Annotated in this window: 22 protein-coding genes; 15 read left to right on the top strand and 7 right to left on the bottom strand. The window is 60.0% G+C overall.

Features of this window, described 5'->3' with window-relative positions:
• Positions 1-22 precede the first annotated feature (22 nt).
• Positions 23-1,546, top strand: coding sequence for a fumarate hydratase (locus tag OKW98_RS07030; RefSeq protein WP_265388523.1), 1,524 nt, complete (start codon positions 23-25; stop codon positions 1,544-1,546).
• A 75-nt stretch (positions 1,547-1,621) separates the two neighbouring features.
• Here the strand turns inward: OKW98_RS07030 and OKW98_RS07025 are convergent, their stop codons facing one another.
• The 3 genes from OKW98_RS07025 to OKW98_RS07015 all read right to left on the bottom strand — a co-directional run bounded on the left by OKW98_RS07025 (position 1,622) and on the right by OKW98_RS07015 (position 4,358).
• Positions 1,622-2,779 (bottom strand): phospholipase D-like domain-containing protein, encoded by a 1,158-nt coding sequence (locus OKW98_RS07025; protein ID WP_265388522.1) that lies wholly within the window; start codon positions 2,777-2,779, stop codon positions 1,622-1,624.
• A gap of 149 nt (positions 2,780-2,928) precedes the next feature.
• Entirely contained in the window at positions 2,929-3,267 is a 339-nt protein-coding gene (locus OKW98_RS07020; protein WP_265388521.1) for an amidase, read from the bottom strand.
• The gene (locus OKW98_RS07015; RefSeq protein WP_265388520.1) at positions 3,264-4,358 is read right to left on the bottom strand and encodes a serine hydrolase domain-containing protein; all 1,095 of its coding nucleotides are present in this window, start codon (positions 4,356-4,358) and stop codon (positions 3,264-3,266) included. Before OKW98_RS07015 ends, OKW98_RS07020 begins: the two co-directional genes overlap by 4 nt.
• 195 nt (positions 4,359-4,553) lie before the next feature.
• On the opposite strand from OKW98_RS07015, the gene olsB reads away from it, so the two are divergent.
• Positions 4,554-5,309: an L-ornithine N(alpha)-acyltransferase gene (olsB, locus tag OKW98_RS07010; protein WP_265388519.1), complete on the top strand. Its 756-nt coding sequence runs from the start codon at positions 4,554-4,556 to the stop codon at positions 5,307-5,309.
• On the top strand, positions 5,309-6,097 hold the full coding sequence (locus tag OKW98_RS07005) for a lysophospholipid acyltransferase family protein (RefSeq protein WP_265388518.1): 789 nt from the start codon (positions 5,309-5,311) through the stop codon (positions 6,095-6,097). Before olsB ends, OKW98_RS07005 begins: the two co-directional genes overlap by 1 nt.
• Here the strand turns inward: OKW98_RS07005 and OKW98_RS07000 are convergent.
• Positions 6,058-6,654 carry an ACP phosphodiesterase gene (locus OKW98_RS07000; protein WP_265388517.1) on the bottom strand — a complete coding sequence of 199 codons (597 nt, stop codon included), beginning with the start codon at positions 6,652-6,654 and terminating at the stop codon, positions 6,058-6,060. The two genes, OKW98_RS07005 and OKW98_RS07000, sit on opposite strands and share 40 nt — an antisense overlap.
• A 279-nt stretch (positions 6,655-6,933) precedes the next feature.
• Here OKW98_RS07000 and OKW98_RS06995 point away from each other — a divergent pair, with 279 nt between their 5' ends.
• Genes OKW98_RS06995 through OKW98_RS06985 form a run of 3 tightly spaced genes read left to right on the top strand, consistent with a single transcriptional unit; the run spans position 6,934 to position 9,554 of the window.
• Complete coding sequence (locus OKW98_RS06995; RefSeq protein ID WP_265388516.1) at positions 6,934-7,242, top strand: ArsR/SmtB family transcription factor; 309 nt, start codon at positions 6,934-6,936, stop codon at positions 7,240-7,242.
• Positions 7,243-7,279: 37 nt separating this feature from the next.
• Positions 7,280-8,446, top strand: a complete 1,167-nt coding sequence (locus tag OKW98_RS06990; protein ID WP_265388515.1) for an MFS transporter — start codon at positions 7,280-7,282, stop codon at positions 8,444-8,446.
• 58 nt (positions 8,447-8,504) lie between these two features.
• Positions 8,505-9,554, top strand: a complete 1,050-nt coding sequence (locus OKW98_RS06985; protein ID WP_265388514.1) for an alkene reductase — start codon at positions 8,505-8,507, stop codon at positions 9,552-9,554.
• Between the two features lie 575 nt (positions 9,555-10,129).
• On the opposite strand, the gene OKW98_RS06980 is transcribed toward OKW98_RS06985, so the two are convergent.
• The 3 genes from OKW98_RS06980 to OKW98_RS06970 all read right to left on the bottom strand — a co-directional run bounded on the left by OKW98_RS06980 (position 10,130) and on the right by OKW98_RS06970 (position 13,040).
• A complete protein-coding gene (locus OKW98_RS06980) occupies positions 10,130-10,987 on the bottom strand; it encodes an ATPase (RefSeq protein WP_265388513.1) in 858 nt (285 codons plus the stop codon).
• A 67-nt stretch (positions 10,988-11,054) separates the two neighbouring features.
• A complete protein-coding gene (locus OKW98_RS06975) occupies positions 11,055-12,053 on the bottom strand; it encodes an NAD-dependent epimerase/dehydratase family protein (RefSeq protein ID WP_265388512.1) in 999 nt (332 codons plus the stop codon).
• Positions 12,054-12,140: 87 nt separating this feature from the next.
• The gene (locus tag OKW98_RS06970; protein WP_265388511.1) at positions 12,141-13,040 is read right to left on the bottom strand and encodes a LysR family transcriptional regulator ArgP; all 900 of its coding nucleotides are present in this window, start codon (positions 13,038-13,040) and stop codon (positions 12,141-12,143) included.
• 109 nt (positions 13,041-13,149) lie between these two features.
• Between OKW98_RS06970 and OKW98_RS06965 the strand changes: the two genes are divergently transcribed.
• From OKW98_RS06965 to OKW98_RS06925, 9 genes are all read left to right on the top strand, one after another.
• Positions 13,150-13,548, top strand: coding sequence for an ACT domain-containing protein (locus tag OKW98_RS06965; protein ID WP_265388510.1), 399 nt, complete (start codon positions 13,150-13,152; stop codon positions 13,546-13,548).
• Positions 13,549-13,584: 36 nt separating this feature from the next.
• Complete coding sequence (locus tag OKW98_RS06960; RefSeq protein ID WP_265388509.1) at positions 13,585-14,187, top strand: LysE/ArgO family amino acid transporter; 603 nt, start codon at positions 13,585-13,587, stop codon at positions 14,185-14,187.
• 442 nt (positions 14,188-14,629) lie between these two features.
• Positions 14,630-15,721, top strand: coding sequence for a SagB/ThcOx family dehydrogenase (locus OKW98_RS06955; RefSeq protein WP_265388508.1), 1,092 nt, complete (start codon positions 14,630-14,632; stop codon positions 15,719-15,721).
• Positions 15,718-16,692: a diiron oxygenase gene (locus tag OKW98_RS06950; protein ID WP_265388507.1), complete on the top strand. Its 975-nt coding sequence runs from the start codon at positions 15,718-15,720 to the stop codon at positions 16,690-16,692. The genes OKW98_RS06955 and OKW98_RS06950 overlap by 4 nt, the downstream gene beginning before the upstream one ends.
• A 7-nt stretch (positions 16,693-16,699) precedes the next feature.
• Entirely contained in the window at positions 16,700-17,923 is a 1,224-nt protein-coding gene (locus OKW98_RS06945) for an MFS transporter (RefSeq protein WP_265388506.1), read from the top strand.
• Between the two features lie 369 nt (positions 17,924-18,292).
• A complete protein-coding gene (locus tag OKW98_RS06940) occupies positions 18,293-18,889 on the top strand; it encodes a superoxide dismutase (protein ID WP_065992213.1) in 597 nt (198 codons plus the stop codon).
• A gap of 311 nt (positions 18,890-19,200) precedes the next feature.
• On the top strand, positions 19,201-21,252 hold the full coding sequence (locus tag OKW98_RS06935; protein ID WP_265388505.1) for a putative bifunctional diguanylate cyclase/phosphodiesterase: 2,052 nt from the start codon (positions 19,201-19,203) through the stop codon (positions 21,250-21,252).
• A gap of 214 nt (positions 21,253-21,466) precedes the next feature.
• Positions 21,467-22,822, top strand: a complete 1,356-nt coding sequence (locus tag OKW98_RS06930; protein ID WP_265388504.1) for an imelysin family protein — start codon at positions 21,467-21,469, stop codon at positions 22,820-22,822.
• A gap of 268 nt (positions 22,823-23,090) precedes the next feature.
• A complete protein-coding gene (locus tag OKW98_RS06925) occupies positions 23,091-23,630 on the top strand; it encodes an AP2/ERF family transcription factor (protein ID WP_265388503.1) in 540 nt (179 codons plus the stop codon).
• The last annotated feature ends 128 nt before the right edge of the window (positions 23,631-23,758 follow it).

The raw sequence follows: 23,758 nt of genomic DNA, 5'->3' as shown, positions 1-23,758 counted from the left end.
CGCCTGAGAGAGGAGAACGCCCATGACCGTGATCAAGCAGGATGACCTGATCCAGAGCGTCGCCGACGCGCTGCAGTTCATCTCCTATTACCACCCCGTTGATTTCATTCAGGCCATGCACGAGGCCTACCTGCGTGAAGAATCCCCTGCCGCACGGGATTCCATGGCTCAGATTCTGATCAACTCGCGCATGTGCGCCACCGGCCATCGGCCGATCTGCCAGGACACCGGTATTGTTACCGTGTTCGTCCGCGTCGGCATGGACGTGCGCTGGGATGGCGCGACCATGGGCCTGGACGACATGATCAACGAAGGCGTGCGTCGCGCCTACAATCTGCCGGAAAACGTCCTGCGCGCCTCGATCCTTGCCGATCCGGCCGGCGCCCGCAAAAACACCAAGGACAACACCCCGGCGGTCATTCACTACTCCATCGTTCCGGGCAATACCGTGGAAGTGGACGTGGCGGCCAAGGGCGGCGGCTCGGAAAACAAATCGAAAATGGCGATGCTCAACCCGTCCGATTCGATCGTCGACTGGGTGCTCAAAACCGTGCCGACCATGGGCGCTGGCTGGTGCCCACCGGGCATGCTCGGCATCGGAATCGGCGGTACCGCCGAGAAAGCCGCGGTCATGGCCAAGGAAGTCTTGATGGAATCCATTGACATCCACGAGCTGATCAAGCGTGGTCCATCCAGCCGTATTGAAGAAATGCGCATCGAGCTGTTCGAGAAGGTCAATCAGCTGGGCATCGGCGCCCAGGGCCTGGGCGGTCTGACCACCGTGCTCGACGTCAAGATCATGGATTACCCGACCCACGCAGCGTCCTTGCCGGTGTGCATGATCCCTAATTGCGCCGCCACCCGTCACGCCCACTTCGTGCTCGACGGCTCCGGCCCGGCTTCGCTGGAAGCACCGCCGCTGGACGCCTACCCCGAGATCGTCTGGGAAGCCGGCCCGTCGGCTCGTCGCGTCAACCTCGACACCCTGACGCCGGAAGACGTACAGAGCTGGAAGCCGGGCGAAACTGTCCTGCTCAACGGCAAAATGCTCACCGGTCGCGACGCGGCGCACAAGCGCATGGTCGAGATGCTCAACAAGGGCGAAACCCTGCCGGTGGACCTGAAGGGTCGCTTCATCTATTACGTCGGCCCGGTCGATCCGGTCGGTGATGAAGTGGTGGGGCCTGCCGGTCCTACCACTGCGACGCGGATGGACAAGTTCACCCGCCAGATCCTCGAGCAGACCGGCCTGTTGGGCATGATCGGCAAATCCGAGCGCGGCCCGACCGCCATCGAAGCGATCAAGGACCATAAGGCCGTTTACCTGATGGCCGTCGGCGGCGCCGCTTATCTGGTCGCTCAGGCAATCAAGAAGTCGCAAGTGCTGGCCTTCCCTGAAATGGGCATGGAAGCGATCTACGAGTTCGAGGTCAAAGACATGCCGGTCACTGTTGCAGTCGACAGCAAGGGCGAGTCGGTTCACATCACCGGTCCCGCCATCTGGCAGAAGAAGATCAGTGAAAGCCTGGCGGTAGAAGTGCAGTAAGCGTTTCAAACGCTAAAACGGAAAAGCCCGACCTGCGTGTCGGGCTTTTTTGTGGGCGACATCAATGCAAGGCGCTTATCCCCGCCGATCCAGCACATTCACCACCAATCGATCCAGCCACCCCCAGACCCGCTCCTGGGCCCGTCGCCACAGCGGCCTGGATTTCCAGCCCTCCAGCGTAATTTCACTGCTGACGGCAAAGTCCTTGGTGAAGCTGGCCGCCACCGCGTCGGTCAGCGCGGGGTCAATGGCTTCGAGGTTGGCTTCCAGGTTGAAGCGCAGGTTCCAGTGATCGAAGTTGCAGGAGCCTACGCTGACCCAGTCGTCGATCAGCACCATCTTAAGGTGCAGGAAGCACGGCTGGTATTCGAAGATGTTCACCCCGGCCTTGAGCAAGCGCGGGTAATAACGGTGGCCGGCGTAGCGAACCGACGGGTGATCGGTGCGCGGCCCTGTGAGCAACAAGCGCACATCGACGCCCCGCGAGGCCGCTCGACGCAAGGCGCGGCGAACTTTCCAAGTCGGCAGGAAATACGGGGTCGCCAGCCAGATACGCGTCCTGCTGGTGTTCAGCGCGCGCACCAGCGACTGCACGATGTCCCGATGCTGACGGGAATCGGCGTAGGCCACACGGCCCAGACCCTGCCCGCCGTCGGGCGCCTCGGGCAAGCGCGGCAGACCGAAGTTTTCCGCTGGGCGCCACGCCCGTCGGCGAGGGTTGGCGTGAAACTGGCGGTCGAACAGCGCTTGCCAGTCGATCACCAGTGGGCCACGAATCTCGACCATCACTTCATGCCACTCACTGGTGTTCAGGTCCGGCCGCCAGAATTCATCGGTGACCCCCGTTCCACCCACCACTGCCAGTTCTTTGTCGACCAGCAGCAGTTTGCGGTGGTCGCGGTAGAGGTTGCGAAAGCCCCGCCGCCAATGCACAGGGTTATAGAAGCGCAGGATCACCCCGGCGTCGGTCAGTTGCTTGCGCAGGCTGAGCGTGAAAGCCGCTGCGCCGAAGCCATCGAACAGACAACGCACGATGACCCCGCGACTCGCCGCACTGACCAGCGCCTGCACGATCGCTTCGGCGCAGGCGCCGGCTTCCACCAGATACAGTTCGAGCTCGATCTGCTGTTGCGCGCCTTCGATCGCGGCGATCATGCGCGGAAAAAAAGCAGGACCGTCGATCAGCAGGTTGAACTGGTTTTCTTCGCGCCACGGGAAAATCGCGCCCCTCATGGGCGGCTCGCCGTGGCGATCAATAGGCGGGCTTGAGCAGCGCTTGCCGCGCGGGCAGGCGAGGATGGAATGCGAATGGACATGCAGACTCCAGAGGGTGCGATACGCAACCCTATCCGGCTGTCTGACCGCAGGCAAACTTCAACGTTCTACGGCACCGGCGATGACAACCGGCAGCCCTGGCGCTGGCCTTCCCAGCGCGCTTCGCTCTCCCGACCAAGCCCGGTGGCGGTGATGCGCTTGTTCAGGGCGTCCTCGTTGATCGTGCTGGGCAACCACTGTTTGACGTAGCTGTGGCAGTACTCCGCCGGGTTGTTCATGACGAAGCGACACGAGCAATATTCCTTGGCGGTGTAGGCGCTGATGATGCTGGGGAACACCTGCAGTTGAACGCGCCAGTTCCAGATCAGGACGGCAATGATCAGCAGCACCAATAGGCCGAGACTGCTGAACGGGCGGCGTCGGATAAATGCTTTACGAGCGTTCATTGATCACCCTCCCCGGTCACCGCCTTCAGCGCCAGCTTGAGCAGCTGGTTGTGGTCATAGCTGCCGTCGCGATCGTCGGCGTACCGAACGATCACCAGTCCTGCGCTGGGAATCACGTAAAGCGCCTGCCCCCAATGCCCGAGGGCGGCAAAGGTGTCGGCCGGTGCGTCTGGCCACGGGCCAGGTTTGCCATCGGCAGTCTTGTTCAGCCACCACTGACCGCCGGGGGCTTCATCGGTTGGGGTCGGGGTGAGGGATTTGAACGGCGTGAGGTTGAAATCAACCCAGGCCCTGGGCAGCAACTGGCGGTCTTGCCAGCGCCCGCCGCGTTCCATCAGCAGGCCAATGCGCGCCAGGTCACGGGCCGTCATGTACGCGTAGGACGACCCGACAAAAGTGCCGGTGGCGTCACGCTCCCATGTGGCGCTGGTGATGCCCAGCGGGTCGAACAACGCAGTCCACGGGTAATCCGCGTAAGCGCTGTCGCCGACCATGCCTTTCAGCGCAGCGGCGAGCACTGTGCTGTCGCCGCTGGAATAGCGGTATGAAGTGCCGGGCGCACTAGCGGCAACGTGTTCGGCGGTGTATCGCGCCATGTCACCGCGACCTAGGGTGTAAAGCATCGCCACGACTGACGAGTTGAGCGGCGCGTATTCGTAATCTTCCTGCCAGTCCAGCCCAGAAGCCCAGTGCAGCAGGTCCTGAAGTTTGATATCCGGATGCGCGCCGAACGGCGGGTAGAACCGGGCGACGGGGTCTTCAAGTTTGAAACGGCCTTCACCAAAGGCGACGCCCAGCACGCTGGCCAGGATGCTTTTGCTGATCGACCAGGTCAGGTGCGGGGTGTCTGCCCGGGTCACGCCGCCATAGCGTTCATACACCACTTCGCCGTCGTGAATGATCAGCAGCGCGTCTGTGCGCACGCCCTTGCGTTCAACCTCGTCGCGGGGCGGGAAGGCGTAAGTCTCGAGGGCACCCACGGCAGCGTTTCGACTGACCGGTTGCGTCGACCAGTCCTGTGAGGGCCAGGTTTCGGCGGCAGCAGCACAGGTGACGAGCGACAACGCGAGGGCAAACAGCAGACGGGTCATGGAAGGGTCTCGGGCTCGGATGAAGGCAACCTTAGCAGTCAAAAATGACAGCTCAGGGAACCCAAACCCCTGTCACGCAACCATCACCAAAGTTTAATAGTGGTGACACGGCCTCTCCCTAGCCTGAATTCGGACAGCAATGCTCGAACAATCAGTCGACCCGCCTGGACGAAGGCTGGATTACGGAGATGCCGCATGACTCAGATCGCCAGCATTCGAGACACCCGAACCGAACGTCGCCTGCAGGCAGAACGCCTGGTCGGTGAGAAGGCCCTGCAGGAAGCACAGGCTTTGCGCTTCAGTGTGTTCAGTGGTGAATTCAACGCCAAGCTCAAGGGGGCCGAGCTGGGCCTGGATATCGATGATTACGACGTTCACTGCATGCACATCGGCGTGCGAGACCTGAGCAGCGGTCGCCTGGTCGCCACCACCCGTTTGCTGGACCACAAGGCCGCCAGCACCCTGGGCAAATTCTACAGCGAAGAAGAATTCAGCCTGCACGGCCTGCGGCATTTGCAGGGCCCAATCCTGGAGTTGGGTCGGACCTGCGTTGATCCGTCCTACCGCAATGGCGGCACCATCGCCGTGTTGTGGAGCGAACTGGCCGAGATCCTCAACGAAGGCGGCTACAGCTACCTGATGGGCTGCGCCAGCATTCCGATGCAGGACGGCGGCATTCAGGCCCACGCGATCATGCAACGCCTGCGCGAACGTTATCTGTGCACCGAGCACCTGCGCGCCGAACCGAAGAATCCCCTGCCGACGCTGGACCTGCCCAACAACGTAATCTGCGAGATGCCGCCGCTGCTCAAGGCCTACATGCGCCTGGGCGCGAAGATCTGCGGCGAACCGTGCTGGGACGAAGATTTCCAGGTCGCCGACGTCTTCATCCTGCTCAAACGTGACGACTTGTGCCCCCGCTACGCCCGCCACTTCAAGGCAGCGGTGTGATGAGCACGTGGCGCAGTCATGCGCGCGTGATGCGGGTGCTGTGGGTCATTGCGCTGGGCCTGAGCATCGCCGGCACCTTTGCCCTGATGGAGCGCCTGCGTATCGGTAATTCCATGGTCCGTCGCCAGCGCTGGACCGCCTGGTTCATGGCGCGCCTGAGTGCCGCGCTGCCGTTTCGCGTGAAAGTCAGCGGCAAGCTGCCGAGCGAGCCGATGCTGTGGGTGAGCAATCACGTGTCGTGGACCGACATCCCGCTGCTGGGCATGCTGGCACCACTGTCGTTTCTGTCCAAAGCCGAAGTGCGCACCTGGCCGGTGGCGGGCTGGCTGGCGTTGAAAGCCGGGACACTGTTCATCCGCAGAGGCTCGGGCGACAGCAAGCTGATTCAGAAGCAGATGGGCCAGCACTTGCTCGGCAAGCATTCGCTGGTGCTCTTCCCGGAAGGCACCACCACGGACGGCCGCAGTTTGCGTACGTTTCACGGGCGCCTGCTGTCCAGCGCGATTGAAACCGCCGTGCCGGTGCAGCCGGTTGCCATTCAATATGTGCGTGACGGCCAGCCGGATCAGATTGCGCCGTTCATTGGCGACGATGACCTCCTCTCGCACCTGCGTCGGTTGTTTGCCAATGAGGTCAGTGAGGTGCACATCCAGCTGCTCTCGCCCATCGCGTCCCAAGGTAAAGAACGCGCGGCACTGGCGTTCGAAGCCCAGCAGGCGGTGCAGGTCGCGCTGTTCGGCGAGACGGTTCAACCGGCGATGGTACGTTCCGCCGCCAAAGCCGCTTGAGCAAACGCCCGAAGCTCAGGGTAAAACGCGCTGAAGTCGTCACTAAGCGGTCGATACAGCGCGTGCAGTTCCTGATAGACGCCGGCCAGCCCTTCCGGCTGTGACAGGCGTCGCGAGATGCCAGCCAGCGCATCGCCCACCACCGCAAATTCACGGTACGAACCCAGCCAGTCTTGCGCTGCCATGCGCGGCGCAATCAGCGCCAGACGCTCCGGCAACGCGGGCTCGTCGGCCAGCACGCGGTAAACCTTGCGGGTGAAGGTATCCAGCGGCTCGTCGGAATACACGTGCCAGTCCCGCGCCAGGCAATGGTCGAAAAACACATCCAGCGCGATGCCGGCATAACGCCGACGGCCATCGGGAAAGCGCCCCAGTGCTTGCTTGATCAGCGGGTGCGAATCGGTGAATGCGTCGATTCGCCGATGCAGACGTATCGCGCTCTCGATGTCGGCCGGGAAACGCCCGGGCAGCAGCCCTTTGACAAAATCGCCGTACAGGCTGCCCAGCAATTGCGCCGGCGCCTGACCGCCCAGGTGCAGGTGTGCGAGGTAATTCATGGTGCTTGCCTTATTGCTGCGGGTCTTCTTTTCGCGACGGATTCCGCTGCATGTGCGGGGAGTCATTCGCAATGACGCTCGTACAGTCGCCACATTCCCTGCGCCTGTAAAGCGCGATTGCCTGTGAACGCTCCACCCATAGATCAAGCCAGCACCCTATCGTTATAACCCGATATAACGATTTAGCCAGTGCTAAGCACCTATTCATATTTGTATATCGCGATTTACAGATATAAGGTTCGCCCCATCGCGATACAGCGCACCTGCACTGAGAACGACATGCCTACCGACATCGACATTGACGACATCATCAAAGCCCTGGCCCACCCGGTTCGCCGGCAGATTCTGGACTGGCTCAAAGACCCTGCCACGACCTTCCCCGATCAGCGACACATGATCGACAACGGTGTCTGTGCCGGCCAGATCGACCAGCGCGCCGGTCTGTCGCAGTCGACCATCTCAGCTCACCTGGCAACGCTTCAACGAGCGGGATTGATCACCAGCCACAAACACGGCCAGTGGCATTTTTTCAAGCGCAACGAAGACGTCATTCAGACGTTCTTGCAGCAACTGACGCAGCGGCTTTAAGCCCTTCGCCACATACCCGCCTTTCAGGAGACCCAACGTGCCCCTTTCACTCCTCATTCTGGCCCTGAGTGCCTTCGCTATCGGGACGACCGAGTTCGTCATCATGGGCCTGCTCCCCGACGTCGCCAGCGACCTGGGCGTCAGTATTCCCGGCGCCGGCTGGCTGGTGACTGGCTACGCCCTGGGCGTCGCGATCGGCGCGCCATTCATGGCGATGGCCACCGCCAGGCTGCCGCGCAAAGGCGCATTGGTCACCTTGATGGGCATCTTCATCATCGGCAACCTGCTCTGCGCTGTGGCGGCGGACTACAACATCCTGATGTTCGCCAGGGTGGTCACCGCGCTGTGCCACGGCGCGTTCTTCGGCATCGGCTCGGTGGTAGCAGCGGGCCTGGTCCCGGCCAATCGCCGCGCCTCGGCCGTCGCGCTGATGTTCACCGGCCTGACCCTGGCCAACGTACTCGGCGTGCCGCTGGGCACCGCACTGGGGCAACAAGCCGGTTGGCGCTCGACGTTCTACGCGGTCACGGTGATTGGCGTCATCGCGTTCATCGGCCTGATTCGCTTCCTGCCGAGCAAACGCGATGAAGAGAAACTCGACATGCGTGCCGAACTGGCTGCGCTCAAAGGCGTGGGCATCTGGCTGTCGCTGAGCATGACCGCGCTGTTCGCGGCTTCCGTGTTCGCGCTGTTCACCTACGTCGCGCCGTTGCTGGGCGAAGTCACCGGCGTCTCACCGCTGGGCGTGACCTGGACGCTGATGCTCATCGGCCTCGGCCTGACCCTGGGCAACATCATCGGCGGCAAACTCGCCGACCGCCGACTGGCCGCCACGCTCATCGGCGTATTCATCGCCATGGCGGTGATCTCCACGGTGCTGAGCTGGACCAGCACGGCGCTGATTCCGGCTGAGATCACCCTGTTCCTCTGGGCCACTGCCGCGTTCGCCGCCGTGCCTGCCCTGCAGATCAACGTGGTGACCTTCGGCAAGGCCGCGCCCAATCTGGTGTCCACTCTGAACATCGGCGCCTTTAACGTCGGCAACGCGCTGGGCGCCTGGGTCGGCGGCAGCGTCATCGCCCACGGTTTCGGCCTGACCACCGTGCCGCTGGCAGCCGGCGCACTGGCGGTACTCGCGCTGCTGGTCACGCTGATCAATTTCCGTCAGCGCAGCGATGCCGAAATGGCCCCTGCGACGAACTGATTTACCGAATTTGAAACCTGCGGATCCACCTTTTACCGACTGCACTGAGGATTTCACGATGACCACGATTTTTGACCCGATCAAGATGGGTGACCTGGAACTGGCAAACCGCATCGTCATGGCGCCGCTGACCCGTTGCCGCGCCGACGAAGGCCGCGTACCCAACGCGATGATGGCCGAGTATTACGTTCAGCGCGCCTCGGCCGGTCTGATCATCAGCGAAGCCACGTCGGTCATGCCGATGGGCGTTGGCTACCCCGACACCCCGGGCATCTGGTCCAATGATCAAGTGCGCGGATGGTCCAACATCACCAAAGCCGTGCACGCGGCCGGCGGCAAGATCGTGCTGCAACTGTGGCACGTGGGTCGCGTTTCCCACCCGACCTACCTGAACGGCGAAACCCCGGTTGCACCGAGCGCCATACAGCCAAAAGGCCACGTGAGCCTGGTGCGTCCGCTGTCTGACTTCGTCACCCCGCGTGCGCTGGAACTGGCGGAAATCGAAGAAATCGTCGACGCCTACCGCGTCGGTGCCGAAAACGCCAAGGCTGCCGGCTTTGACGGCGTCGAGATCCACGGCGCCAACGGTTACCTGCTCGACCAGTTCCTGCAAACGAGCACCAACACCCGCACCGATGCTTACGGCGGTTCGCTGGAAAACCGCGCGCGTCTGCTGCTGGAAGTGACCGACGCCGCCGTTGAAGTCTGGGGCGCTGGCCGCGTCGGCGTGCACCTGGCACCCCGCGCTGATGCCCACGACATGGGCGACGCCAACCTGGCAGAGACCTTCACCTATGTTGCCCGCGAGCTCGGCAAACGCGGCATCGCCTTCATCTGCGCCCGCGAACGTGAACTCGACGACAGCCTGGGCCCACGCCTGAAAGAAGCCTTCGGCGGCGTGTTCATCGCCAACGAGAAATTCACCAAAGAAAGCGCCAACGCCTGGCTCGCCAGCGGCAAAGCCGACGCCGTCGCCTTCGGTGTGCCCTTCATCGCCAACCCCGACCTGCCGGCACGTCTGGCCAAAGATGCCCCGCTGAACGAGCCTCATCCTGAAACCTTCTACGCCAAAGGCGCCGAAGGCTATCTGGATTACCCGACGCTGTAAGCGGGAAGGACGCAGAGCGTCACGGGATGCATTCCCGCGCAGAGCGTCAGGCCGGTTTTAACAATAAAACTGATGGCGCACTCACTGGCCCCTTCCCGGCTAAAGCCGGTCCCACGAAAAGCGATGCGTGCAGTCAGTGGGCCCGGCTTCAGGTGACGCGGAGCGTCACGGGATGATGCCCACGCGGAGCGTGGGAACAATCAGCATGCAAAGCCCCGTACAACCAGTAGGACCGGCTTCAGCCGGGAAGCTCTTGATCTGCTTTTGATCTTCCTGCGCAAAAAGCCCAGACACCGCCGATCGCGACTTGGGTGCAGGCTGAACGCAGGTTTCGCGCAGTGGGCCGAGCCGCATGGATGCGGCGAGAGCGCCGTCAGGACAGGGATGTCCGTTCGGCGCGGGCCCACGGAGCGAGACAGGAGTGAAGGAACCCGACGAAGTCGGGCCCAACCAGGAGCAGGGCCTTTTTGGTTACTTTTTCGGCTCTTGGAAAAAGTGACCCGCCGTAAGGGCGGAACCACACTCAGCAACACCGAGATGATGGATATACACGCCGTCACCCAGGACTACCCGAATCATTGCCCCCGCGCACTCATCTGCTGCGACAACGTCTGAATCTGACTCTGCAACGTATTGATCGTCCGCGTCATCTGACCACGAAACGCATCAAACTCCGCCGTGCTGGCACCAGACGAAGCCGCTGCCGCGGGACGATTATCCTGCTCGCTCTTGAGCACAATCATGTCCTGCTCCAGACGCTCGATGGCCTGGCTGTTGTTGCTCTTCTTCAGATTCGCCACATCAGCGCTGAGGCTCTTGAGCTCATTGTCCAGACGATCCTGGCTCGACTGCACCGACTTACCATCCGGAACCGCCGCCTTCAACGCCGCCAGCTCAGTCGCCACCGCCTTCAACTGATCCTGCAACTGCTGATTGACCGCCTGCTGCTGTGCACTCTGCGTACTGATCTGCTCCAGCCGCTTGTCCAGCCCGCCCTGCAAACCCGCCACACCCTGCTGCTGCTTGCCTTGATCAGCCAACTGATCCTGCAACTGCTTGATCTGCGCTTTCAACGCCTCACTGCTGCTCGCCATCGACTCCGTCGCCACCACCTTGCCGGAAATATCCTGCAAGCGCCCGGCCGCCTCCTCACTGATCCGCGCGAAGCTTTCCTGCGTCGCCACCAGTTGCTGCTCCATCAACGAGACCTGTTGAAAACTCCACCAGCCCAGGCCGCAGAACGCGATAAACAGCACACAGATCAACGCCCACAACGCACCGGTACCGGGCGCCTTCACCTTCACCACCGGCGTATCGCGGGAATACACGGTCGTGCGCTCGCGGGCGCCGGGCGGCGGCAGAAAATCATCGTCATCGTCTTTGGCGCTGAGGCTCGGGACGTCGTCGACGTCGTCATAGGGATCTTTGCGCATGGGTCTACCTTTGAAAAAACCGCTGAATCTGAATGGCTCGCAGTATAACCACGGATGTTGACGTCTCTTACAACGCGACGCCGTGCTGGGCTTTCCACCAGCCGCAGAACTCGTCGAGGGCGGTCCACACGCTGACGTCAGGCTGGTAATCCAGATAATGCCTGGCGCGACTGATATCAAGCGTGAAATCCCGGCTCATCACCTGCATCCCGATGCGCGACAGCGTCGGTTCAGGTTGCCCCGGCCAAATCAGGCACGCTGCCTCGTTCATGGCTGCGGCGGTGTACGCCAGGCCGTAAGACCGATAACGCCTCACCGGCGGCAATTCCATCTGGCGCATGACGTAATTGACCACGTCCCAGAGCGGGACCGGCGCGCCATTACTGATGTTGTAAACCTTGCCCAGCGCTGACCCTGCGGCAAGCAGACTGCTGAGCAGCGCTTCATTGAGGTTTTGAATGCTGGTGAAGTCGACCTTGTTCAAGCCGTTGCCGATGATCGACAGGCGCTTCTTCTGCTGCATCTGCAGCAGTCGCGGGAAAATGCTCGTGTCACCCGCGCCCGTCACAAAACGCGGGCGCAAGGCGATGACTTCCAGACCGAACTCCTCGGCACCAAACACCTTCTGCTCGGCCATATATTTGGTCGCGGCATAGTGATTGCCGAAGCGCTTGGGCACTTGCTCCTCACGGATATCGAGGTGCGATCGGCCATCGAAATAGATCGACGGCGACGACAGGTGCACCAGCCGCCGGACGCTTTGTTTCAGGCATGCTTCCACGACGTTTTCGGTGACCTGAACATTGCCCTGATGGAAGTCCTGACGCCGTCCCCATGTGCCGACCGCCCCCGCGCAATGGACCACGGCTTCGACGTCGTCACACAGCGCGTGAACAAGCTCCGGATCGCAGAGATCGCCCTGAATGAACTCGGCGCCGCGCCGTACCAGATGCTCGACACCCTCAGCGCGGCGGCCGTTGACCCGGACGCTCAAGCCTTGCTCCAGCGCGAAACGCGCGAAACGTCCGCCGATGAAGCCGCCTGCGCCGGTGACCAGAATTTTCATTGCCTGCTCCGATTAATCTTCTTTTGCCTGTGATCGCCGCGGCTGTTCTGCAACGATCCCACAATCTGCTGCGTCGCCTGTTGACGCTCACTTGGCTTGCAACGGCACCAGCCACTGCCCTGCTTTTTTCACCAGATGGTCCGTCAGCTCTGTGAGCAACCGACCGCCATTGCGCCAATGATGCCAGTACAGGGGCACATCGATGCAGTGATCGGCGAGCAACTCGACCAACTGAGCGCTCGCCAATTGCCCACGGACCTGCAATTCCGGCACCAGGCCCCAGCCCATTCCGGCTTCGACCATGCGCGTGAAACCTTCGGAAGAAGGACACAAATGATGCTCGAAACCGCCTTCGACCCCCAGGGAAGCGAGGTAGCGGTGCTGCAGGAAATCATCCGGGCCGAACACCAGCGCGGGCGATCCGGCCACCGCCTGCGGCGTCACGCCCTGTGGGAAATGCCGGTCAATAAAGTCAGGGCTGGCCAACGCCCGATAACGCATGGCCCCGAGCAATACACTCCGCGCCCCCGCCACCGGCCGTTCACTGCCACACAGACACGCGGCCACTTCACCGGCGCGCATGCGTTTGAGGCCGACGTCCTGATCCTCGACCACGAGATCCGTGAGCAATTGATGCTCGGCACAGAAGTCCCCGACCGCGAGGGCCCACCAGGTGGCCAGGCTGTCGGCATTCAGCGCGATGCGCAAACGTTCGGGCATGCCGCCTTCATCCAGCGCCGGCACCACGCTCTGCAGATCCCGCTCCAGCAAGCGCACCTGCTGCACATGGTTGAGCAGCCTGCGGCCGATCTCTGTCGGCGTGGGCGGCGTCGCCCGGACAAGCACTGGCTGACCGACCCGCGCCTCCAGCAGCTTGATACGTTGGGATACCGCCGACTGCGATAGGCCGAGCACCTGAGCGGCACGCTCGAAGCCGGCTTGCTCGATCACCGCCGCCAGCGCGGAAAGCAGTTTGTAGTCGAACATCAGTTTCTCTAATGGGTGATGAGTTTTATTGGTTTTTCTTATACTCGGTGTAGAGCAACAATCGCCAACACTGATTCACGGCACACCCTCAATGAACGGCGAACTAACAATGACTGGCGAAACCTCTCTCAACGCATTGCTGCGCAGCATGGACCCCGAACTGAACGACGGTGACTACGTGTTCTGCACAGTGGCTGACGGCAGCCAGGTGCAGGGCGTCGAGGTGATCGGCAGCTTCCGGGAGCGCGAGGGCCTGACCATCATCCTCGAACGCAGCCAGGCACAGCGACTGGGCCTGGACTGCGATTACGTCATGGCCTGGATCACCCTGACCGTGCATTCCTCACTGGCGGCAGTCGGGCTGACCGCAGCGTTCGCCAGCGCACTGGGCCAGGCGGGCATCAGTTGCAACGTAGTCGCGGGCTTTTACCACGACCACCTTTTCGTGGGTAAGGACGACGCGCAGAAGGCCATGACCACCTTGCGCACACTGGCCACGAGCGCCTGATCGCGTCCACCCCTGAACTGAACGAGGCCCGACATCATGTGGCAAAGCTACCTCAACGGCCTGCTGGTTTCCCTCGGGCTGATCATGGCCATCGGCACCCAGAACGCCTACGTGCTGGCGCAAAGTCTGCGTCGCGAACACCACCTTTCCGTGGCCTTGCTGTGCATCGTGTGCGACGCCCTGTTGGTGGCCGCCGGCGTGTTCGGGCTGGCCAATGTGCTGGCCCATAACCCCACGCTGCTGGCGGTGGCGCGCTGGGGCGGCGTGGTGTTTCTGCTGTGGTACGGCGCCATGGCCTTGCGCCGCGCGTTGTCGCCGCAGAGCCTCGCTCAGGGCGATATCAACGGCCAGCGCTCACGCCGCGCGGTACTGCTGACCGCCCTGGCGGTGACCTTGCTGAACCCGCACGTTTATCTCGATACGGTGCTGCTGATCGGCTCGCTTGGCGCACAGCAAGCAGTGCCCGGCGCCTATGTGGCCGGGGCGGCCAGCGCTTCAGTGTTGTGGTTTTCGACGCTGGCGATCGGCGCTGCCTGGCTGGCCCCGTGGCTGGCACGCCCCACTACTTGGCGCCTGCTGGACCTGATGGTCGCGATGATGATGTTCAGCGTGGCGGTGCAGTTGATCAGAACGGCGTAATCAGGCTTCTCGCCAACACCGGGCATGACATCACTGACCTGACAATCCGGCCGTATATTTCTGTCGCAAGAGAGTTGCTTATAACCCCCGCACTCACTTGGCGCACAAAAATATTGAACATCAACAACCACCTACCGATGGCATAAAGTTCAAGCACCTCGATTGTGCACCGCGCACCCGCAACGCACCAAAATATGAATTTAAACTTTCTAATTACATTGTTGACACACATGGAAATATATTCAAATCTAGCGCTGCCGAATGGTTCGGCCCGTCAATTAGATAAGGAAAGCACCATGACCGTTATCAATCTTGAATCTAAAGCCTTGGCAAACTGGACTCAACTTGCAAGCCCGGTGAAAACGCCGAGCAAGTGACGTGCGGGCCCGGAAGTGATACTTCCGGGCTTTTTTTCTTTTAAAGTGCCTCATGGAAGAGAACAGTGCCATCCTATATCAGCTCAACCATTTTTTTCCTGATCAAGAACAACCAACTGGTGCTATGGGACTACGCTGCGCACAAGCAGTATTCCATTCCCCAAGCGTACCTTTCACGGTTATTGCACCTCAGTCAGAATCCCCATGAAGATCCGGACAAGGATCATGCAATCGATCATGACCTGCTCGCGACGGGTCTGTTGGCGGAGCATTCATTTCCCGTGGTTGATTGGGGGTGGGATGATCTTTCCAAGATTTTCCATTTTGGGACAAGTCGTATCGACTATGCAGAGCAGCCAAACAACACTCGGGAGTGGGCAATTGCGTACCAGGCTGCCTGCGACAACGCAGTCGAAGTGCCTGTTCCAAAATTAAGGCATGAAGCTCAAGGCAGGAAGATAATAAATAGCATTGAGTTGGATGTCCCTGGCACCGCTCAAACCCATGACCTGCAACAGACATTACTCCAACGTCGCAGCGTAAGAGAGTTCCTGCAGGAGGCGATCACAAAAAAACAACTTGAGTCGATACTTTATTACTCCCTCGCTTACTTACCTTCGCGGTCTGCCGACGTTAGTAAGCTGTGTCCCGAGGGGCTGCGAGATCGCAGGAGCAGTCCCTCAGGCGGTGGGCTCAACTCGATCGACGGATACGTTTACATCAGAAACGTGGCAGAGATTCCTGCAGGGTTCTATTACTACAATCCTGCGTGCCACCGTTTGGAGTTAATCAGCAGCGACCGTGACTTTAGTATAGGTAGAGCACTCAATGGACAGTTTTTCGCAGAGGACATCCCCTTCGGAATCTTTCTAACCTGCCAGTTCGACCGCCTCTGGTGGAAGTATCCTCATTCAAGAGCCTACCGCGTAGCGCTTCTTGATGCAGGTCATATATCGCAAACCGTGCAGCTCGTCTCGACTTCATTGGGTCTTGGTACGTGGGTCTCTGCAGCGATTGATGAATCCTGTCTGGAGCCAGTCATGAATCATCTCGACCGGTCAGCACCCCTTCTGTTTGTCGGTGCCGGCGTCAGCACTGGCCGGGATATGCCGACAGCCCTGGAAGAACTGCACGCCAACGGGGAGAGTACCCAATGATGATTAACAGCTGTGCCAAGACTGAACGCGACGCGCTGATGGTCTTTGGAGACTGGGACAAGGCTTCTACCGTACGCTCGCAACCTTATGCCTATGACCTTTCAGGCTGGACACGGGAAGGAGAACTCCGCAAGGACTGGTTTGTGCCAACCGCGCTTCCCTGGCTGGCTGACGAAGCCGTTCACTCCCGCGGAGAAGAGGTCAGGCAGGCATTGCTGGCGAGGTATCTAGTGATGTTTTTAGACTATACAACTGAACTGGAGACTCGGATTGTCAATCGCTCGATTCTCTCAATCGCCCATGATCGAGTCGGTTTTGGATTATCTCCGGCGCTGAAGCTGACAGGGCTGAAATTGTATGCAGATGAAGCCTACCATGCCGTGATTTCAGCAGCCGTGGCTAATCAAGTATGCACTGTTTACCGTATCGAGAACCGCGAGATAGCGTCTGAGCGTGTTCAGAATATTCGTGCACTGGCACGCACCGTTGACCCGGTCCACACTGAACTGGCCTGGTTCATCATCGGCTTCGTCTCAGAGACCGTGATCACCAAAGAATTCCTCAAAATCTCCAAGGCAACTATATACCAACCCGTCTACCTGATGCTTCGTGACCACCTAGAGGATGAACTAAAACACTCTCTCTATTTTTCCAATCTGTTTAGCATTGTCTGGCAACGCGCGTCGACTGCTCAGCAGACGTTCATTTCAACCTTCATCATCCACGCCATTTACGAGTTTTTTAGACTGCATACATCATGGCTGTATGAAACCCTTAGATGTGTGGGCATTGACGATACCAGCGCGCGGATTATCCATGAACGGCAACAAGGAGCTTTGCCACACCGAGTCAGAGCAAAAGCGGGCTGCACCGCGACAATAACGGCAATGAAGCGCAGCGGTTTTTTTAAAGACACTCAGAATGTAGAACGCTTCGTTGATGCTGGACTTCTCTCACTAAACGACAGTTGAATAGACCATGAACAAACCGGCCGGACCGTCCTCAAAAAAGTCTGCATTGTTTCTGCTTTCGTTAATGGTTGTGCTGGGCATGTTCCCCCTTGATGTGATGCTCCCCTCCTACCCTGCACTGGCAAATGCCTTTGGAATGAAGATAAATGAGGTGACGCTTTTTGTTGCAATGTTCGCAGTGGGGTTCTCCGGTTCACAAATTTTGATCGGGCCTCTTTCAGATAAGTATGGACGGCCCATCATGTTGAAAATCGGGCTTGTGATATCACTGATGGGTGTTATGGGATGCCTACTTTCAAACACTCAAACCGCCTTCGCCATAGCGCGGGTCGTGCAAGGCGCTGGGTGCGGGTGCTTTGTGCTAGCCCAGGCCATCGTCCAGGATGTATTCACTGTCGAAGACCGGCAAAGAATTCGTATCTATTTGCTTTCCTTAAGCGGCATCTGCATCTCCTTCTCACCTTTGCTCGGGACGTATCTGCAATATGCGCTGGACTGGCAGGGAAGTTTTTACTTATTTGCAACCCTGGCGTTCATTCTTCTAGGCCAGATCATCTTCTATTTTCCTAACTTGCAGGATCTGCCGTTATCCGCTCGAGACGAGAAACTCAATATCGTGGCGCGCTACGCAGACATTGTTACCTTCAGGCCCTTTGTATGTTCCTGGTTAACGTCCGCGCTGGCATTCTCTTGCCACTTCGGCTTTATCGCCGTCTCCCCCATTATTTTCCTGGATACACTGCAGGTATCGTCTCTTGCCTACGCGCTTGTGCTGTTACTTTATGGAGCCGCGTATGTGGTAGGGGGATTGGTCGCTACACGGCTATCCAGGACCTTGGTCATCGATGCCCAGATAAAGATAGGGTTGGCGATCTCGGGGCTGTCCGGGTTGATCATGGTCAGCATGATTCAACTTCAGCTTTCGATTGCCACGGTCGCCATCCCAATGATTATCTGCACGATTGGAACTACCCTCGTCAGGCCAGCAGCGGCCTCGCGCGCAATGGAGATGTTCAGCGAAAAAGCGGGGGCGTCTTCTGCAGCGGGCGGCACCATCATGTTCGTGACTGCCGGGTCAGTCAGCGTGATCCTCTCCAACGCACCACTGCCCCCTCTGGAAAGCCTTTCAATTTTCATTTTAATTGCTACTGCGCTTGGCTATGCGCTCAACAAATGGGGTGTCCCCGACGGTCCGGTTCTCGTAGATCCACAGGCGGGGTCCTCACATTAATCACCGGCCAGCAGGCACGATAACGGGCGCTGCGCTCCCGCCCGCAAGGCGAAACAGCAGGACGGGGAAACACCCTCGACTCTTGACCCGTCAATCTTTTTAACAAAATACCGATGGGTGCCGAGAAATTTTGCCCAGTTGCGGCCGTGCCACCCGTTGGCCAGAGCGACCGCTGCCTGCACTCGGTCATTTCAGCGCAATGCTCTGGAACCTCTATCCCACACAGTTGTTGCGTGGTTAAGGTCAGGGGCCGGTGCTATGATCCAGCCCCTGCGCTGCAAAGAGTACAAACTCGCCAGCGTAAGTTCTGTCTGGCCGCCCGTGATCGGCCTTGCGCAAACCGCAACTGACCTGATTAGGAGAATTACCATGGCTTTTGAATTGCCTCCGCTGCCGTACGCACATGATGCTCTGGCACCGCACATCTCCAAGGAAACTCTGGAATACCACCACGACAAGCACCACAACACCTATGTCGTGAACCTGAACAACCTGGTGCCAGGCACCGAGTTCGAAGGCAAGACTCTGGAAGAAATCGTCAAGACCTCGTCGGGCGGTATCTTCAACAACGCCGCTCAAGTCTGGAACCACACGTTCTACTGGAACTGCCTGGCGCCAAACGCCGGCGGCCAACCGACTGGCGCTCTGGCTGACGCGATCAACGCTGCTTTCGGCTCCTTCGACAAGTTCAAGGAAGAATTCAGCAAAACTTCCATCGGCACCTTCGGCTCCGGCTGGGGCTGGCTGGTGAAGAAAGCTGACGGCTCCCTGGCACTGGCCAGCACCATCGGCGCCGGCAACCCGATCACCAGCGGCGACACCCCGCTGCTGACCTGCGACGTCTGGGAACACGCTTACTACATCGACTACCGTAACCTGCGTCCAAAGTACGTCGAGGCGTTCTGGAACCTGGTCAACTGGAAGTTCGTTGCCGAGCAGTTCGAAGGCAAAAGCTTCACCGCCTGATAAATGCTTGAATGCTCGAATAAAAAAAAGCCCGGCACGTCCGGGTTTTTTTTCGCCTTCTGTTTGTCGTTTATGTATTGTCTGGAAGCGGCAGCGGACTACTATCAAATTTCGTGCTGATTCAAACGGCTGGGCTCAAGTTTTCCCAGGGTATGACCGACACAGTGCCGATAGCCTGAGTGGTCTGCGTATTAACTGTTTTCCCGATTGATGGGGTCACGCGCAAGCCAGAAGCGCCTGATACGAATGCCTGCATTGACAGTGTTTGAACGCAGTCAAGCCGCTATCAGCATGGATGAAGGAATGGCCATTTGAAGCTGGAACTCAAACACAGCTTGTCGGTGAAGCTGCTTCGCGTTGTGCTGCTTTCAGCGCTGATTGTGGGGGTCGTGCTCAGTTGCGCACAGATCGTCTACGACGCGTACAAAACCCGCCAGGCCGTTGCCTCGGATGCGGCGCGTATCCTCGACATGTTTCGCGACCCGTCGACGCAGGCCGTCTATAGCCTGGACCGGGAAATGGGCATGCAGGTCATCGAAGGGTTGTTTCAGGACAAAGCTGTGCGTCTGGCGTCAATCGGTCATCCCAACGAGACGGTGCTCGCCGAGAAATCCCGCGACCTCGACGCCACCCCCACCCGCTGGCTGACCGATCTGATCCTTGGCCAGGAACGCAGCTTCACCACGCAACTGGTCGGCCGCAGCCCGTACAGCGAATATTACGGCGACCTGCGCATCACCCTGGACACCGCCACCTACGGCGAAACCTTCCTCACAAACTCCCTCATCATCTTCATCTCCGGTGTGTTGCGCGCGCTGGCAATGGGGCTGGTGTTGTACCTGGTTTATCACTGGCTGCTGACCAAACCGCTGTCCAGAATCATCGAGCACCTGACCAGCATCAACCCCGACCGCCCCAGCGAGCACCAACTGCCTTTGCTCAAAGGTCACGAAAAAAACGAGTTGGGGGTCTGGGTCAACACCGCCAATCAACTGCTGGCGTCCATCGAACGCAACACCACCCTGCGCCACGAGGCGGAATCCAGCCTGCTGCGCATGGCCCAGTACGACTTCCTCACCGGTTTGCCCAACCGGCTGCAACTGCAGAAGCAGCTGGACAAAATCCTCGTCGACTCCGGAAAGGTGCAGCACCGCGTCGCGGTGTTGTGCGTCGGCCTGGATGACTTCAAAGGCATCAACGAACAATTCAGTTATCAGGCCGGCGACCAGTTGCTGCTGGCCCTCGCCGATCGACTGCGCAGCCACAGTGGACGCCTCGGCGCCCTTGCCCGCCTGGGCGGCGACCAGTTCGCGCTGGTTCAGGCCGATATCGAACAGCCCTACGAAGCCGCCGAGCTGGCGCAGAACATCCTCGACGATCTGGAAGCGCCCTTCGCCGTCGATCAGCAAGAGATTCGTCTGCGCGCCACCATCGGCATCACGCTGTTCCCCGAAGATGGCGACAGCACCGAGAAGCTGCTGCAGAAAGCCGAACAGACCATGACGCTGGCCAAGACCCGCTCGCGCAATCGCTATCAGTTTTATATCGCCAGCGTCGACAGCGAGATGCGTCGGCGTCGCGAGCTGGAAAAAGACCTGCGCGAAGCCATGGCCCGCGAGCAGTTTCATCTGGTCTATCAGCCGCAGATCAGCTATCGCGATCACAGCGTGGTCGGTGTCGAGGCGTTGATCCGCTGGATTCACCCGGAACATGGCTTCGTGCCGCCGGACCTGTTCATCCCGCTGGCCGAGCAGAACGGCACGATCATCGCCATCGGCGAGTGGGTGCTGGATCAGGCCTGCAAACAGCTGCGCGAATGGCACGATCAGGGCTTCAGTGACCTGCGCATGGCCGTGAACCTGTCCACCGTCCAGCTGCACCACGCCGAACTGCCGCGGGTGGTGAACAACCTGCTGCAGATCTACCGCCTGCCGCCCCGAAGCCTGGAGCTGGAAGTCACGGAAACCGGCCTGATGGAAGACATCACCACCGCCGCGCAGCACCTGCTGAGCCTGCGCCGCTCCGGGGCATTGATCGCCATTGATGACTTCGGCACCGGTTATTCATCGTTGAGCTATCTGAAAAGCCTGCCGCTGGACAAGATCAAGATCGACAAGAGCTTCGTACAGGACCTGATCGATGACGATGACGACGCGACCATCGTGCGCGCCATCATCCAGCTCGGCAAAAGCCTGGGCATGCAGGTCATCGCCGAAGGCGTTGAGACCGCCGAGCAAGAGGCGTACATCATTTCCGAGGGTTGCCACGAAGGTCAGGGCTATTTCTACAGCAAGCCGCTTCCGGCGCGCGAGCTGCTGGTCTACCTGAAACAGGCGCAGCGCACTCATAGCGAGGCGCTGTAGCACACCCGCCTTCCGACACGAAGGCAGCCGTTGCGCAGTTGCCCCTCGCCATTCTGACGCCGCAACGCGGTCCTCCCCTGAAACAGCTTGAAATATCTCCCGTCGCCGGCCTGGGCAAATGGCCTTTACACAGAATGCAAATCTTTCGCATTATGTCGCAGCATTTTTTGGCGTTCGCCACCGTTCACACCTCTTCTCGATGCAGGATTCCGTCATGATTCGTATGCCCCTGGCAACCGCAAGTCTGCTGGCTGTCGCTATTGCTCTGGCCGGTTGTGATCAAGGCAAGGACAAGCCCGCCGCTGCAGCGCCTGCCCCTGCACCGGCCGCAGCCGCCGCCCCGGCGCCAGCGCCGACCTCCGCCGCAGCGCCTGCCCAATCCAGCGAAGCCGCCACCAAAGCCGTGGTCGCCAATTACGCCAACATGGTATTTGCCGTCTTCAGCGACGCCGAATCCACGGCCAAAAACCTCAGCACGGCCGTCGACGCTTTCCTCGCCACACCCAATGACCAGACCCTGAAAGCAGCGCGTGCAGCGTGGGTGGCGGCGCGCGTGCCGTACATGCAGAGCGAAGTGTTCCGCTTCGGCAACACCCTCATCGACGACTGGGAAGGCCAAGTGAACGCATGGCCACTGGACGAAGGCCTGATCGACTATGTCGCCAAGGATTACCAGCACACGCTGGGTAACCCAGGCGCCACCGCCAACATCATCGCCAACAAGTCCGTGCAGGTGGGCGAGGACAAAGTCGACGTCACGGAAATCACCCCTGAAAAACTCGCCAGCCTGAACGAACTCGGCGGTTCGGAAGCCAACGTAGCAACCGGTTATCACGCCATCGAATTCCTGCTCTGGGGCCAGGACCTGCACGGCACCGGCCCTGGCGCCGGCGAGCGTCCGGCCAGCGACTACATCGAAGGCCAGGGCGGCACCGGCGGCCACAACGACCGCCGCCGCGCCTACCTGAAAGCCGCCACCGACCTGCTGGTCAGCGATCTTGAAGAAATGGTCAACAACTGGAAGCCGGGCGTTGCCGACAATTACCGCGCCACGCTGGAAGCCGAATCGGGCGAGAGCGGGCTGCGCAAAATGCTGTTCGGCATGGGCAGCCTGTCGCTGGGTGAACTGGCGGGCGAACGCATGAAAGTCGCGCTGGAGGCCAATTCCAGCGAGGACGAACACGATTGCTTCAGCGACAACACCCACAATTCGCACTTCTATAACGGCCTGGGCATCCGCAACGTCTACCTGGGCGAATACACCCGCGTCGACGGCAGCAAAGTGACCGGCCCAAGCCTGTCGTCGCTGGTGGCCAAGGCAGACGCTGCTACCGACCAGACCGTGCGCGCCGACCTCGACGCGACACAGGCAAAACTGCAGGTCATCGTCGACCACGCCAACAAGGGCGAGCATTTCGACCAGCTCATCGCGGCGGGCAATACAGCAGGCAACGAGGTGGTGCGCGACGCCATCGCCGCGCTGGTCAAACAGACCGGCGCCATCGAGCAGGCGGCCGGCAAGCTGGGCATCACCGACCTGAACCCGGACAACGCCGACCACGAGTTCTGATCCCCTCCTCGTCCGCTTCAACACCCGTGGGGCAGCCCCTTCTGGGGTGAAGTCGGCCCTGCTGCAAACGAATGCCGACCCGACCACGGGCCGGCATTTTTTCCGTCAATCGACGCCGGAAAGCCCCACCAAAACGGCCTTATCCGGGGACCGGTCTGTAAGCTTTGTAGGGCGTTTCCTGTTCGTTCCTTGTCGGATTGAACACGCCTGCCCCGCCGCCGATCATGCGCACTTCCTTGACCCCACCCTATCCAGGAGGAGACAGAAAGTGCCCAAGAGAAACAATAAAAGGCGCCGCGTCAGTAAGCTCAAAGCCAACGATTACGGTATCCACCTGTTGGTCGGCATCAAGGGCCCGCGTGCCTGGAAGGTGACCATCTACCGCGACGGCAGAACCTTCAACCGGCTGTTTTCCTTCTCCCGCTACGGCGGCCGAGACCCGGCACGCCAAGCCGCCGATGCCTGCCGTGACCAGTTGCTGCTGGCCCACTTGCCCAAGCTCAGCCGCGACATCCGTCAACGCATCATCGCCACCAACACCAGCGGCTATCCGGGGGTGCACTACCGCTGCTACACCGGCATCGCCTATTGGGTGGCGCGGACCACCCTGCGCAACGGCAGCAGTGTCACCAAGTCGTTCAGGGTCGAGCATTACGGCTACGAGCGGGCCAAGGAGCTGGCGATCCGCGAACGCGAACGGCAACTAGACGGGATTGGCGACTACCGGTCGTTCAAGGTGGTCGAGGGCGAACGGCGCCTGATGCAATTACTCGTGGAAAACCCGGCCCTGGAGATCGCCGGTGCATGAGTTTTGCCGGCCCGTTTCCTGCGGATGATTTGGTAACAACACGTTACGAGAGGACCTTCAAACGCTAATCTCTCTTATTCATCAAACACGGGGCTGGTAAGCTTGCTCGCCCCGATTTCCACCCCTTT

It is taken from the genome of Pseudomonas sp. KU26590 (assembly GCF_026153515.1).
Lineage (GTDB): Bacteria > Pseudomonadota > Gammaproteobacteria > Pseudomonadales > Pseudomonadaceae > Aquipseudomonas.
The sequence above is the reverse complement of the archived record's forward strand: the minus strand, read 5'-3'. Positions and strand labels throughout refer to the sequence as shown.

Excerpts from the sequence above, each read along its gene's own strand:
- OKW98_RS07000 (WP_265388517.1), bottom strand. The coding sequence starts at position 6,654 with ATGAATTACCTCGCACACCTGCACCTGGGCGGTCAGGCGCCGGCGCAA.
- OKW98_RS06940 (WP_065992213.1), top strand. The coding sequence starts at position 18,293 with ATGGCTTTTGAATTGCCTCCGCTGCCGTACGCACATGATGCTCTGGCA.
- OKW98_RS06930 (WP_265388504.1), top strand. The coding sequence starts at position 21,467 with ATGATTCGTATGCCCCTGGCAACCGCAAGTCTGCTGGCTGTCGCTATT.
- OKW98_RS06960 (WP_265388509.1), top strand. The coding sequence starts at position 13,585 with ATGTGGCAAAGCTACCTCAACGGCCTGCTGGTTTCCCTCGGGCTGATC.
- OKW98_RS07025 (WP_265388522.1), bottom strand. The coding sequence starts at position 2,779 with ATGAGGGGCGCGATTTTCCCGTGGCGCGAAGAAAACCAGTTCAACCTG.
- OKW98_RS06995 (WP_265388516.1), top strand. The coding sequence starts at position 6,934 with ATGCCTACCGACATCGACATTGACGACATCATCAAAGCCCTGGCCCAC.
- OKW98_RS06980 (WP_265388513.1), bottom strand. The coding sequence starts at position 10,987 with ATGCGCAAAGATCCCTATGACGACGTCGACGACGTCCCGAGCCTCAGC.
- OKW98_RS07020 (WP_265388521.1), bottom strand. The coding sequence starts at position 3,267 with ATGAACGCTCGTAAAGCATTTATCCGACGCCGCCCGTTCAGCAGTCTC.
- OKW98_RS07030 (WP_265388523.1), top strand. The coding sequence starts at position 23 with ATGACCGTGATCAAGCAGGATGACCTGATCCAGAGCGTCGCCGACGCG.
- OKW98_RS07015 (WP_265388520.1), bottom strand. The coding sequence starts at position 4,358 with ATGACCCGTCTGCTGTTTGCCCTCGCGTTGTCGCTCGTCACCTGTGCT.
- OKW98_RS06965 (WP_265388510.1), top strand. The coding sequence starts at position 13,150 with ATGACTGGCGAAACCTCTCTCAACGCATTGCTGCGCAGCATGGACCCC.
- OKW98_RS06950 (WP_265388507.1), top strand. The coding sequence starts at position 15,718 with ATGATGATTAACAGCTGTGCCAAGACTGAACGCGACGCGCTGATGGTC.
- OKW98_RS06970 (WP_265388511.1), bottom strand. The coding sequence starts at position 13,040 with ATGTTCGACTACAAACTGCTTTCCGCGCTGGCGGCGGTGATCGAGCAA.
- OKW98_RS06985 (WP_265388514.1), top strand. The coding sequence starts at position 8,505 with ATGACCACGATTTTTGACCCGATCAAGATGGGTGACCTGGAACTGGCA.
- olsB (WP_265388519.1), top strand. The coding sequence starts at position 4,554 with ATGACTCAGATCGCCAGCATTCGAGACACCCGAACCGAACGTCGCCTG.
- OKW98_RS07005 (WP_265388518.1), top strand. The coding sequence starts at position 5,309 with ATGAGCACGTGGCGCAGTCATGCGCGCGTGATGCGGGTGCTGTGGGTC.
- OKW98_RS06975 (WP_265388512.1), bottom strand. The coding sequence starts at position 12,053 with ATGAAAATTCTGGTCACCGGCGCAGGCGGCTTCATCGGCGGACGTTTC.
- OKW98_RS06945 (WP_265388506.1), top strand. The coding sequence starts at position 16,700 with ATGAACAAACCGGCCGGACCGTCCTCAAAAAAGTCTGCATTGTTTCTG.